The organism is Pseudomonas sp. PDM18 (assembly GCF_014852585.1).
Taxonomy (GTDB): domain Bacteria; phylum Pseudomonadota; class Gammaproteobacteria; order Pseudomonadales; family Pseudomonadaceae; genus Pseudomonas.
In genome coordinates this window covers 30,611-43,567 of the sequence record NZ_JACVBX010000013.1, presented here as the reverse complement: position 1 = coordinate 43,567, position 12,957 = coordinate 30,611, and the positions used below count along the sequence as shown (strand labels likewise).

Genomic DNA, 12,957 nt, shown 5'->3' with positions numbered 1-12,957 from the left:
TCCCGATCGGGAGCCCCCGCCATGCTGCGCATCAGCCAAGAAGCCCTCACTTTCGACGACGTCCTCCTGATTCCGGGTTATTCGGAAGTTCTACCCAAGGACGTGAGCCTGAAGACCCGCCTGACCCGTGGCATCGAACTGAACATCCCGCTGGTGTCCGCCGCGATGGATACCGTGACCGAAGCCCGCCTCGCCATCGCCATGGCGCAGGAAGGCGGCATCGGCATCATCCACAAGAACATGAGCATTGAGCAGCAGGCTGCCGAGGTCCGCAAGGTCAAGAAGCACGAGACCGCCATCGTTCGCGACCCGGTCACCGTGACCCCGTCGACCAAGATCATCGAGCTGCTGCAGATCGCCCGCGAATACGGCTTCTCCGGCTTCCCGGTGGTAGAAGAGGGTGAGCTGGTCGGTATCGTCACCGGTCGCGACCTGCGCGTGAAGCCGAACGTCGGCGACAGCGTGTCCGCGATCATGACCCCGAAGGAAAAGCTGGTCACCGCCCGCGAAGGCACTGCCCTGGAAGAGATCAAGGCCGCTCTCTACGAGAACCGCATCGAGAAGATGCTGGTGGTCGACGAGAAGTTCCGCCTGACCGGCCTGGTGACCTTCCGTGACATCGAGAAGGCCAAGACCTACCCGCTGGCTTCCAAGGATGACGAAGGCCGCCTGCGCGTCGGCGCGGCCGTCGGCACCGGCGCCGACACCGGCGAGCGTGTTTCCGCCCTGGTCGCCGCCGGCGTTGACGTCGTTGTCGTCGACACCGCGCACGGCCACTCCAAAGGCGTGATCGACCGCGTGCGCTGGGTGAAGGAAACCTTCCCGCAGGTACAGGTCATCGGCGGCAACATCGCCACCGGCGAAGCCGCCAAGGCACTGGCTGACGCCGGCGCCGACGCCGTGAAAGTCGGTATCGGCCCGGGCTCCATCTGCACCACCCGTATCGTCGCTGGCGTCGGCGTGCCGCAAATCTCCGCCATCGCCAACGTCGCCGCAGCCCTTGAAGGCACCGGCGTTCCGCTGATCGCCGACGGCGGCATCCGCTTCTCCGGCGACCTGGCCAAGGCCATGGTGGCTGGCGCCTACTGCGTGATGATGGGTTCGATGTTCGCCGGTACCGAAGAGGCTCCGGGCGAGATCGAGCTGTTCCAGGGGCGCTCCTACAAGTCCTACCGTGGCATGGGCTCGCTGGGCGCCATGGCCGGCTCCACCGGCTCCTCCGACCGCTACTTCCAGGACGCCTCCGCTGGCGCCGAGAAGCTGGTGCCCGAAGGCATCGAAGGCCGCGTGCCCTATAAAGGCCAACTGACCGCCATCGTCCACCAGCTGATGGGTGGCCTGCGTGCCGCCATGGGCTACACCGGCAGCGCCGATATCCAGGACATGCGCACCAAGCCGCAGTTCGTGCGCATCACCGGCGCCGGCATGGCCGAGTCCCACGTCCACGATGTGCAGATCACCAAGGAAGCCCCGAACTACCGCGTAGGTTGAGGGCTTCAAGGTAAATGAGTCGGACACGGGGCTGGTTGATACAGCCCCGTGTCGTTTAAGAATTTCGCTACGAGAGATGGCCATGGCCCAAGACATTCACGCTCACCGGATCCTGATCCTCGACTTCGGCTCCCAGTACACCCAGCTGATCGCCCGCCGCGTCCGCGAGATCGGCGTGTACTGCGAAATCCATCCGTTCGACATGAGCGACGATGACGTTCGTGCCTTCGCCCCGCGCGGCATCATCCTGGCCGGTGGCCCGGAGTCGGTGCACGAAGCCAACAGCCCGCGCGCGCCGCAGGCCGTGTTCGACCTGAAGGTGCCGCTGTTCGGCATCTGCTACGGCATGCAGACCATGGCCGAGCAGATGGGCGGCAAGGTCCTGGGCTCTGACCTGCGCGAGTTCGGCTACGCCCGCGTCGACGTGGTCGGCAAGGCCCGCCTGCTGGACGGCATCGAAGATTGCGTCAGCGAAGATGGCGTGTTCGGCCTCGATGTGTGGATGAGCCACGGCGACAAGGTCACCGAAATCCCGGCCGGCTTCCACATCCTCGCCAGCACCCCGAGCTGCCCGATCGCCGCCATGGCCGACGATGCCCGCGGCTACTACGGCGTGCAGTTCCACCCGGAAGTGACCCACACCAAGCAGGGCGGTCGCATCCTCTCCCGCTTCGTGCTGGACATCTGCGGCTGCGAAGCCCTGTGGACTCCGTCGAACATCGTCAACGACGCCATCGCCACCGTTCGCGCCCAGGTCGGCAACTCCAAGGTGCTGCTCGGCCTGTCCGGCGGCGTCGACTCCTCGGTGGTCGCGGCCCTGCTGCACAAGGCCATCGGCGACCAGCTGACCTGCGTATTCGTCGACAACGGCCTGCTGCGCCTGCACGAAGGTGACCAGGTGATGGCCATGTTCGCTGAGAACATGGGCGTCAAGGTCATCCGCGCCAACGCCGAGGAGAAGTTCCTTAGCCGCCTGGCCGGTGTCAGCGACCCGGAGCAGAAGCGCAAGATCATCGGCGGCAGCTTCATCGAGGTCTTCGACGAGGAAGCCACCAAGCTGAAGGACGTGAAGTTCCTCGCCCAGGGCACCATCTACCCGGACGTGATCGAGTCGGCCGGCGCCAAGACCGGCAAGGCCCACGTGATCAAGTCGCACCACAACGTCGGCGGCCTGCCTGAAGACATGCAGTTCGAATTGGTCGAGCCGCTGCGCGAGTTGTTCAAGGACGAAGTCCGCAAGATCGGCCTGGAACTGGGCCTGCCGTACGACATGGTCTACCGCCACCCGTTCCCGGGCCCGGGCCTGGGTGTGCGGATCCTCGGCGAGGTGAAGAAGGAGTACGCCGACCTGCTGCGTCGCGCGGACCACATCTTCATCGAAGAGCTGCGCAACTTCGACTGGTACCACAAGACCAGCCAGGCCTTCGTGGTGTTCCAGCCGGTGAAATCCGTCGGCGTGGTCGGTGATGGCCGTCGCTACGCCTGGGTCGTGGCCCTGCGCGCGGTGGAAACCATCGACTTCATGACCGCTCGCTGGGCGCACCTGCCTTACGAGCTGCTGGAGAAGGTCTCGAACCGCATCATCAACGAGATCGAAGGCATCTCCCGCGTCACCTACGACGTATCGAGCAAGCCGCCGGCCACCATCGAGTGGGAATGATCGGAGACGTTTAACGTTTCCTTAACGCAGAAGACGGCAATCTCGCCGCCTTCTGCAACAGGCGAGGGCGGGAATACCCGTCCTTGACCTGGCGCATGAGAGGCGTTTGCCTCTTCATGCAGAGTTGCTTCCTGCTTGCGTTTCAGCCGGCAGGACCGTGCAGCCGGCCGCAAGAGCCTGGCGCCAGGCGCGAAACGCGCCAACCTCCGTGATAGCCGATGGGGTCGCAAGTCCCTTGTTCTAGGAGTCTGGACCCATGTCGTTTACCCGTAGACAAGTACTCGGCGGCATCGCCGGCCTGGCCGTGCTCGGCCTGGGCGCCGGTGGCGCGCGCATTTGGCTGGCGCGCCCGGAAGTCGCCGCCGAGCACGATTACGAACTGATCGCCGCCCCGCTTGACCTGGAGTTGGTGCCCGGCCACAAGACCCCCGGCCTGGGCTATGGCGGCCAGGCTCCCGGCGTGGAGATCCGCGCGCGTCAGGGCGACTGGCTGCGGGTGCGCTTCACCAACAAGCTGGACGAGCCAACTACCATCCACTGGCACGGTATCCGCCTGCCCATCGAGATGGACGGCGTGCCCTACATCTCGCAGCCGCCGGTACAGCCGGGCGAGAGCTTCGTCTACCAGTTCAAGACGCCGGACGCCGGCAGCTACTGGTATCACCCGCACCTGATGAGCAGCGAGCAGTTGGGCCGCGGCCTGGTCGGGCCGCTGATCATCGACGAGCGCGAGCCGACCGAGTTCACCAGCGAGAAGATCCTCAACCTGAAGACCTGGCACGTCGACGAGGAAGGCAATTTCACCGCCTTCAGCGTTCCCCGCGAGGCTGCACGTGAAGGCACTCGTGGGCGCCTGTCGACCATCAACGGCGCGCGTACGCCGGTGATCGAACTGCCCGCCGGCGAGATCGTCCGGGTGCGCATCCTCAACGTCGACAACACCGTGACCTACCGTCTAAATCTGCCGGATGCCGAGGCCAAGATCTACGCCATCGACGGTCATCCGGTGGAGCCGCGCGATTTCGGCAAGGGCCCGAACGACCAGTACTGGATCGGTCCGGGTATGCGCCTGGAGCTGGGCATCTGTGGGCCGGCCGAAGGCGTCGAGCTGTCGCTGCGCAACGGTCCGGTGCGCCTGGCGACCATCCGTGGCGTCGCCAATCCCAACGCACCGACTGCCAAGTGGCCGGCCCCGCTGCCGCGCAACCCGGTTGCCGAGCCGGACCTGAAGAATGCCGAGACCATCAACTTCAAGTTCGAGTGGGTGGGCGCCATGTCCGACTACTCCAAGGGCCAGTCGACGCCTTCGCTGTGGCAGATCAACGGCGTGGCCTGGCAGGGCGGTGAGGAGCACAAGCACAACGCGCCGCCGCTGGCCAAGCTCAAGGAAGGTAATAGCTACATCTTCGTGCTGCGCAACATGACCCAGTATCAGCACCCGATCCACCTGCACGGCATGGCCTTCAAGGTGCTCGATTCGGATCGTCGGGACATCATCCCGTACTTCACCGACACCTACCTGCTGGGCAAGAATGAGACGGCACGCGTGGCGCTGGTGGCGGATAACCCCGGCCTGTGGATGTTCCACTGCCACGTGATCGATCACATGGAGACGGGCCTGATGGGAACCATCGCGGTGGGCGAGGCATGGTGCGGCTGACCAATAGCAAGGGACACCCGACGGTGAAGGGGCTGGTGCCGGTCATCGACCGCAGCCAGGACATCCCCTTCATGCGCGAGGCCATGGCGCTGGCCGAACAGGGTGCGGCCCTGGGCGAAGTGCCGGTGGGCGCAGTGCTGGTGTTGGATGGGCTGGTCATCGGGCGTGGCTTCAACCGGCCGATCACTTCCCATGATCCCAGTGCCCATGCCGAGATGGTCGCGATCCGCGAGGCTTCTGCGGCTACGCAGAATTATCGGCTGCCTGGCAGTACGCTCTATGTGACTCTCGAACCTTGCAGCATGTGCGCTGGCCTGCTGGTGCATTCGCGCATCCAGCGCGTGGTGTTTGGTGCTGCCGAGCCGAAGTCCGGAGTGGTGGTCAGTCGGGGTAACTTCTTCGAGCAGGACTTTCTCAATCACCGGGTGCTGGTGGAGGGCGGGGTGCTGGGGGATGAGTGCAGCGCGATGTTGTCGGCGTTCTTCAAGGCGCGGCGTAGCAAGGGCTGATCATTTTCCCTTTGTGATACTGGGCCTCTTGTTGGGTGTGCTGCGTCGCTTCGGCGTGCGCTCGGACTCTGTGGTTTCGCCCCCTCGGGCGACCTACTTTGGCAAACGCCCCAAAGTAGGCAAAAGTCTTGCCCCGGACATCCGGTTTTTCGCCTAGGCGAAAAATTCCCTCGTCGAAGCGAAGTTTCAGGGGCCCGCCGCGAAGGGCCATCCCTGGCCCATCGCGGCTCTCGCGACATCCATGTCGCTCAACCCCTGAAACTCCGCTTCAACGAGGCCTCCTGAACGGGGCATTCGGCGTGCGCGGATATTTTCCTGGAAGTCTTTAAAAGCCAAAGCCAGGGGCGGATGGGGTAGAGGCTCTTCGTAGGAGCGAGCTTGCTCGCGAACCAGCCCAGCGCCTGGGATTCGGTTGTCATAGGAGCGGACCTTGTCCGCGAAATCCATCACCAACAAACCCACGTCGCAGTGAGGCACGTGCTTTGCGCAGACGCGGCTACGCGGCCGGTGGGGATTCGTAATGGAGGGTGCGTGTCTGGGAAAGGCTACGCAGGAGATGCTCTGAACGACTGCCTCAGAGCTTCTGATCCCGCCCATCCTCATCATCGGGCTTGGTCTTGTTCACGCCCGGCAGGTGCAGGCCGCTTTCGGCGAGCTGGCCGCCTTCCATCTGCGGCTGGGTTACCCAGGTGAGGATGTCGTAGTAACGGCGCACGTTCTGCACGAAGTGCACGGTCTCGCCGCCGCGCGCATAGCCGTAGCGCGTCTTGCGGTAGTACTGCTTCTGCGCCAGGCGCGGCAGCATCTTCTTCACGTCGAGCCACTTGTTCGGGTTCAGGCCTTCCTGCTCGGCCATCTTGCGCGCGTCGTCCAGGTGGGCGCCGCCGATGTTGTAGGCGGCCAGGGCGAACCACATGCGGTCCGGGTCCTTGATGCTGTCGGGCAATTCGTCCTTGATCTGCACGTAATACTTGCTGCCACCCTGGATGCTCTGTTTCGGGTCCAGGCGGTTGGCCACGCCCATGGCCTGGGCGGTGCGGTTGGTCAGCATCATCAGGCCGCGCACGCCGGTCTTGGAGGTCGCGTCGGGCTGCCACATGGATTCCTGGTAACCGATGGCGGCCAGCAGCCGCCAGTCGGCCTCGAGCTTGGTGCCGCTCTGGCGGAAGTGCGGCTCGTACTTGGGCAGGCGCTGCTGCAGGTGCTGGGCGAAGGTGTAGGCACCGACGTAGCCCAGTACGTCCACATGACCGTAGTAGCGATCCTTCAGACGTTGCAGCAGGCCATCCTGCTTGGCCTTGTCGAGGAAGGCGTTGACCTTCTCGATCAGGCTGTTGTCATCGCCGGCCGGCAGTGCCCAGGCCAGGCCCTTGGCATCGCCGAGGTCGAAGGCGACGCGCACGTTGGGGAAGTACACCTGGTTCATTGCCAGTTCGTTGGAATCCACCAGCGTCAGGTCGATCTCGCCCACGTCCACCATGCGCAGCAGGTCGACCATCTCGTCGGCGTCGGACTCGCGGTACTCCAGCTTGGGGTACTGCTTCTTCAGTTCGGCCAGTTGCGAGGCGTGGCTGCTGCCCTTTAATACGACGATACGTTTGCCCACCAGGTCTTCGGGGCGGGTGGGGCGCTGCGCGCCGTTGCGATAGACGACCTGCGGGGTGACGTCGAGGTAGGAGTGCGAGTAGCGCACCTGGGAATCGCGTTCACCGCCCGGGGTCAGGCCGGCGGCCGCCAGGTTCGGGCCGCCATCGCGGCCGATACGGTCGTAGAGGTCGTCGATGTTATCGGCGGTTTCGATCTGCAACTGCACGCCCAGGCTATCGGCGAAGCGCTTGGCCAGTTCGTACTCGAATCCGGTATCGCCGTTGCGGTCCTGGAAGTAGGTGGCCGGACTGTTGCGGGTGATCACGCGCAGCACGCCGTCCTTCTGCACGCGCTCGAGGGCCGTCGGGGCTTTCGCCTCGCTACAGCCGGAAAGCAGCAGAAAGATACAGGTCGCCAAGATCCAGGCGGTGCAGCGCACACGGGACACAGTCAGGGCAAGCATCAGGGCAGTATACGCAAAGGCCGTTGTGCGCCATATCTCGACAGCTCGAAGCTTCTCTGCTAGCTGGGGAGCCGTTCGTCGGCATTTTCCGTGCTGAAGGCCGCAGGGCTGGGATTTTTCCTAGGCCGCTCGAAGGCCTTCGAAGATGAATGGCGATTTCCGCCGGAGCAACGGCAAGGAAGGTACTTGAAAGCTGCCGCCGAGCAACGCTTTACGGTAGAATGCACGGCCTCTGTGGGCCGGCCCGGCCGGCCCCACACACTTCCCCGTCTCCAGAGGCTGTTCCGACAATGCTGATCCTGCGCGGTGCTCCCGCCCTTTCCGCTTTCCGCCACGGCAAACTGCTCGACCTGCTGACCCAGCATGTGCCCGCCGTCACCGGGCTGTATGCCGAGTTTGCGCACTTCGCCGAGGTCACCGGAGCCCTCAACGCCGAGGAAGAACAAGTCCTGGCGCGCCTGCTGAAATACGGTCCGAGCGTTCCCGTGCAGGAGCCCGCCGGCCGTCTGTTCCTGGTTCTCCCGCGCTTCGGCACCATCTCGCCCTGGTCGAGCAAGGCCTCTGACATCGCCCGCAACTGCGGCCTGGCGAAGATCGAGCGCCTCGAGCGCGGCATCGCCTACTACGTCACCGGCGACCTGAGCGAGGCCGACGCGCAAGCCGTCGCCGCCCGCCTGCACGACCGCATGACCCAGCTTGTACTGAATGAGCTCGAAGAAGCTTCGGCCCTGTTCAGCCACGCCCAGCCCAAGCCGCTGACCGTGGTCGACATCCTCGCTGGCGGTCGCGCCGCGTTGGAGAAGGCCAACCTCGAGCTGGGCCTGGCCCTGGCCGAAGACGAGATCGACTACCTGGTAAAGAGCTTCGTCGAGATGGGTCGCAACCCACACGACGTCGAGCTGATGATGTTCGCCCAGGCCAACTCTGAACACTGCCGCCACAAGATCTTCAACGCCAGTTGGGATATCGACGGCCAGGCTCAGGACAAGAGCCTGTTCGGCATGATCAAGAACACCTATGAAATGCACCGCGAAGGCGTGCTGTCCGCCTACAAGGACAACGCCGCGGTGATGAAGGGCTACGTCGCCGGCCGCTTCTACCCGAACGCCGAGACCCGCCAGTACGGCGCCAGTGAAGAACCGGTGCATATCCTGATGAAGGTGGAGACCCACAACCACCCGACCGCCATCGCTCCCTTCCCCGGCGCCTCCACCGGCTCCGGCGGCGAGATCCGCGACGAAGGCGCGACCGGGCGTGGCGCCAAGCCGAAGGCCGGTCTGGTCGGCTTCACCGTTTCCAACCTCAACATCCCCGGTTTCGAGCAGCCCTGGGAAGTGCCCTACGGCAAGCCCGAGCGCATCGTCACCCCGCTGGACATCATGATCGAAGGCCCGCTGGGCGGCGCCGCGTTCAACAACGAATTCGGCCGCCCGAACCTGGCCGGCTACTTCCGTACCTTCGAGCAGGCCATCGCCACCCCGCGTGGTGAGGAAGTCCGCGGTTACCACAAGCCGATCATGATCGCCGGCGGCCTGGGCAACATCCGCGAAGACCACGTGCAGAAGGGCGAGATCTCGGTCGGCGCCAAGCTCATCGTGCTCGGCGGCCCGGCCATGCTGATCGGCCTGGGCGGCGGCGCCGCTTCCTCCATGGCCACCGGCGCTTCCGCCGCTGACCTGGACTTCGCTTCGGTGCAGCGCGAAAACCCGGAAATGGAACGCCGCTGCCAGGAGGTCATCGACCGCTGCTGGCAGATGGGCGAGAACAACCCGATCAAGTTCATCCACGACGTGGGCGCGGGCGGCATCTCCAACGCCCTGCCGGAACTGATCAACGATGGCGGCCGTGGCGGCCGCTTCGAACTGCGCAACGTACCCAATGACGAGCCGGGCATGAGCCCGCTGGAAATCTGGTGCAACGAGTCGCAGGAACGCTACGTGATGTCGGTGGACGCCGCCGACTTCGAGACTTTCAAGGCCATCTGCGAGCGCGAGCGCTGCCCGTTCGCGGTGGTCGGCGAAGCTACCGAAGAGCTGCAGCTGACCGTCGCCGACAGCCACTTCGGCAACAAGCCGGTGGACATGCCGCTTGAAGTGCTGCTCGGCAAGCCGCCGCGCATGCACCGTTCGGTCACCCGCGAAGCCGAGCTGGGCGATGACTTCGCCGCCGCCGGCCTGGACCTCGTCGAGTCTACCGAGCGCGTATTGCGTCACCCGGCCGTGGCTAGCAAGAACTTCCTGATCACCATCGGCGACCGCACCATCACCGGCCTGGTTGCCCGCGATCAGTTGGTCGGCCCGTGGCAGGTCCCGGTGGCCGACTGCGCCGTCACCGCCACCAGCTTCGACGTCTACACCGGTGAAGCGATGGCCATGGGCGAGCGTACTCCGCTGGCCGTGATCGACGCCCCGGCCTCCGGCCGCATGGCGATCGGCGAGACCATCACCAACCTGGCCGCCGCGAGCATCGACAAGATTTCCGAGATCAAGCTCTCCGCCAACTGGATGGCCGCTGCCGGCCACCCGGGCGAGGACGCGCGCCTGTACGACACCGTCAAGGCGGTCGGCATGGAGCTGTGCCCGGCGCTGGGCATCACCATTCCGGTGGGCAAGGACTCCATGTCCATGAAGACCCGCTGGCAGGATGGAGACGCCGAGAAGAGCGTCACTTCGCCGATGTCGCTGATCATTTCCGGCTTCGCCCCGGTCAACGACGTGCGCAAGACCCTGACCCCGCAGCTGCGCCTGGACAAGGGCGAGAGCGACCTGATCGTCATCGACCTCAGTCGTGGCAAGAACCGCATGGGCGGCTCGATCCTCGCCCAGGTCAACGGCCAGATCGGCCGCGCCGCTCCGGACGTCGACGACGCCGAAGACCTGAAAGCCTTCTTCGCCGTGATCCAGGGCCTGAACGCCGACGGCCACCTGCTGGCCTACCACGACCGTTCCGACGGCGGCCTGATGGCCACCGTAGTCGAAATGGCCTTCGCCGGTCATTGCGGTCTGGACCTGAACCTCGACGCACTGGCCGACAGCCGTGACGAGCTGACCGCCGCCCTGTTCAACGAAGAACTGGGCGCCGTTATTCAGGTGCGCTCTGCTGCCACCCCGGAAGTGCTGGCCCAGTTCAGTGCCGCCGGCCTTGAAGACTGTGTCGCGGTCATCGGTCAGCCGGCCAGTGGCGCCGACATCGAGCTGTCCTTCAATGGCGAGCGCGTCTTCAACGCCCAGCGCCGCAACCTGCAGCGCATCTGGAGCGAGACCAGCTACCGCATCCAGCGCATGCGTGACAACGCCGACTGCGCCGACCAGGAATTCGACGGCCTGCTGGAAGAAGACAATCCCGGCCTGTCGGTGAAACTGAGCTTCGACGTCAACGACAACATCGCCGCACCCTATATCAAGAAAGGCGTGCGCCCGCAGATCGCCATCCTGCGCGAGCAGGGTGTCAACGGTCAGGTGGAAATGGCCGCGGCCTTCGACCGCGCCGGCTTCGCCGCCGTCGACGTGCACATGAGCGACATCCTCTCCGGTCGCGTCAGCCTGGAGCAGTTCAAGGGCCTGGTGGCCTGCGGCGGCTTCTCCTACGGTGACGTACTGGGCGCCGGCGAAGGCTGGGCCAAGTCGATCCTGTTCAACGCCCGTGCCCGCGATGGCTTCCAGGCCTTCTTCGAGCGCAAGGACAGCTTCGCCCTCGGCGTGTGCAACGGTTGCCAGATGATGTCCAACCTGCACGAACTGATCCCCGGCACCGAGTTCTGGCCGCACTTCGTACGCAACCGTTCCGAGCAGTTCGAAGCGCGCGTGGCGATGGTCCAGGTACAGGAATCGCAGTCGATCTTCCTGCAGGGCATGGCCGGTTCGCGCATGCCGATCGCCATCGCCCACGGCGAAGGCCATGCGGAGTTCGAGAGCGAGGAGGCGCTGCTGGAGTCCGATCTGTCCGGCACCGTGGCCCTGCGTTTCGTCGACAACCTGGGCAAGGTCACCGAGAGCTACCCGGCCAACCCGAACGGCTCGCCGCGTGGCATCACCGGCCTAACCAGTCGCGACGGCCGCGTCACCATCATGATGCCGCACCCGGAGCGTGTGTTCCGCGCGGTGCAGAATTCCTGGCGTCCGGACGAGTGGGAAGAGGACGGCGGCTGGATGCGCATGTTCCGCAACGCCCGCGTCTGGGTCGGCTGAGTCCGGTCTGATGCAACACGAGAAAGGGGAAAGCTTCGGCTTTCCCCTTTTTCTTTGTCCGGCCACCGAGGAGGGGCGCGTTGACTGACGACGAGAGGCTTCCTGAAGTTCGCGCCGTCACGCCGGGACAGGTCCTGCGCCTGTGCCGCTGCGGGCACTGCGCCAGCGCGCCGGATGCCGCCGCGAGTTGTACCGACTCGCTGGAACTGACGGTCGGGCGAGAGCGCTATCTGCTGCTGTGCAGTTGCGGACTGTCGGCGACGTTACCGTTCTGCGACGGTTCCCACTCCTCGACGGCGCCAGGTCTGAAAGAGCGCTGGCGGCGCTTCACTGGTCGGTGAGATCGAAGTCCGTCACAGTTTTTGTACAAAGTCGTTCGCAAACGAACAAGCCCGGAACCGGACGGTCGAACTTCCACGATGACCTGCAAGTCATAAGAGGCAAAGTGCCACTATTTGTGGCAGGATTTGTCACCCGTGGCGTCCTTTGTCACGGCTGTGTCCCTGTTTCGATCGGAGCCTCCGATGTACAAACTGTGTTTCTACGTTCCGGAAAGCCATCTGGAACCCGTCAAGAAGGCGGTGTTCGCCGCCGGTGCAGGACGCATCGGTGCCTATGACAGCTGTTGCTGGCAGGCGCTCGGACAGGGACAGTTCCGCCCTCTGCAGGGCAGCAACCCCTTCATCGGGCAGGCCGGCAGCGTCGAGCAGGTCGCCGAGTGGAAGGTGGAGATGGTGGTGGCCGACGAGTTGATCCACGACTCGGTGAAGGCCCTCAAACAGGCCCACCCGTACGAGACGCCGGCCTTCGAGGTCTGGCGGCTGTCGGACATGGTGTTCTAAAAAGGCGCCCTCGGGCACCTTTTTTCTTTCCGCTGCCGCTTACGGGCGGATCTCGATCAGCGTGCCGTCCTTTACCAGGCTCCAGACCTCGCGCATATCGGCGTTGGTCATGGCGATGCAGCCATTGGTCCAGTCCAGAGTCGAGAAGTACCACTCCGGGTAGTCGTCATCCATCGGCGTGCCATGGATCATGATCATGCCGCCGGGCGACAGGCTCTTTTCACGCGCCTTGGCTACGTCGCGGGCGTTGGGGTAGGAGATATGCATGGAGAGGTTGTACTTGTCGCTGGTCTTGCGCCAGTCGACCCAGTAGAAGCCTTCCGGCGTGCGGTTGTCGCCCTCGGCCAGCTTCGGGCCCTGCGGGCGCTTGCCCAGAGACACGCGATAGCTCTTGAGAACCTTGCCGTTGCTGATGAGGTTCAGTTTGCGCTCGGACTTGAGCACGAGAATCTTGTCGATACGACCGTCGAGCGTGGGCATCGCGTTGGCATGCGAGAACGCTGCGAAGGTCAGACAAAGTACGGCAATCAACCAGCGCATCGAGTGGTGTTCCCCGGT

The 12,957-nt window shown here is 64.5% G+C and carries 9 protein-coding genes; 7 read left to right on the top strand and 2 right to left on the bottom strand.

Annotation, left to right across the window (positions count from 1 at the left end):
* Nucleotides 1-21: 21 nt before the first annotated feature.
* The 4 genes from guaB (at nucleotide 22) to tadA (ending at nucleotide 5,320) form a co-directional block, all read left to right on the top strand.
* Nucleotides 22-1,491, top strand: a complete 1,470-nt coding sequence (gene guaB / locus IB274_RS23480) for an IMP dehydrogenase (protein WP_081515933.1) — start codon at nucleotides 22-24, stop codon at nucleotides 1,489-1,491.
* A gap of 82 nt (nucleotides 1,492-1,573) precedes the next feature.
* Nucleotides 1,574-3,151 (top strand): glutamine-hydrolyzing GMP synthase, encoded by a 1,578-nt coding sequence (guaA, locus tag IB274_RS23475; protein WP_192435151.1) that lies wholly within the window; start codon nucleotides 1,574-1,576, stop codon nucleotides 3,149-3,151.
* A 256-nt stretch (nucleotides 3,152-3,407) separates the two neighbouring features.
* Nucleotides 3,408-4,811, top strand: a complete 1,404-nt coding sequence (locus tag IB274_RS23470) for a multicopper oxidase family protein (protein WP_192435149.1) — start codon at nucleotides 3,408-3,410, stop codon at nucleotides 4,809-4,811.
* Nucleotides 4,799-5,320 (top strand): tRNA adenosine(34) deaminase TadA, encoded by a 522-nt coding sequence (gene tadA, locus IB274_RS23465; protein WP_225614990.1) that lies wholly within the window; start codon nucleotides 4,799-4,801, stop codon nucleotides 5,318-5,320. Before IB274_RS23470 ends, tadA begins: the two co-directional genes overlap by 13 nt.
* Nucleotides 5,321-5,894: 574 nt before the next feature.
* On the opposite strand, the gene mltF is transcribed toward tadA, so the two are convergent.
* The gene (gene mltF / locus IB274_RS23460) at nucleotides 5,895-7,370 is read right to left on the bottom strand and encodes a membrane-bound lytic murein transglycosylase MltF (RefSeq protein WP_192435147.1); all 1,476 of its coding nucleotides are present in this window, start codon (nucleotides 7,368-7,370) and stop codon (nucleotides 5,895-5,897) included.
* Between the two features lie 290 nt (nucleotides 7,371-7,660).
* On the opposite strand from mltF, the gene purL reads away from it, so the two are divergent.
* From purL to IB274_RS23445, 3 genes are all read left to right on the top strand, one after another.
* Complete coding sequence (gene purL / locus IB274_RS23455) at nucleotides 7,661-11,557, top strand: phosphoribosylformylglycinamidine synthase (RefSeq protein WP_192435145.1); 3,897 nt, start codon at nucleotides 7,661-7,663, stop codon at nucleotides 11,555-11,557.
* Nucleotides 11,558-11,637: 80 nt separating this feature from the next.
* Nucleotides 11,638-11,898 carry a CDGSH iron-sulfur domain-containing protein gene (locus IB274_RS23450; RefSeq protein ID WP_192435142.1) on the top strand — a complete coding sequence of 87 codons (261 nt, stop codon included), beginning with the start codon at nucleotides 11,638-11,640 and terminating at the stop codon, nucleotides 11,896-11,898.
* Nucleotides 11,899-12,081: 183 nt separating this feature from the next.
* Nucleotides 12,082-12,399, top strand: coding sequence for a YqfO family protein (locus tag IB274_RS23445; RefSeq protein ID WP_017522254.1), 318 nt, complete (start codon nucleotides 12,082-12,084; stop codon nucleotides 12,397-12,399).
* Between the two features lie 39 nt (nucleotides 12,400-12,438).
* On the opposite strand, the gene IB274_RS23440 is transcribed toward IB274_RS23445, so the two are convergent.
* Nucleotides 12,439-12,939, bottom strand: coding sequence for a L,D-transpeptidase family protein (locus tag IB274_RS23440; RefSeq protein WP_081515923.1), 501 nt, complete (start codon nucleotides 12,937-12,939; stop codon nucleotides 12,439-12,441).
* Between the last annotated feature and the right edge of the window lie 18 nt (nucleotides 12,940-12,957).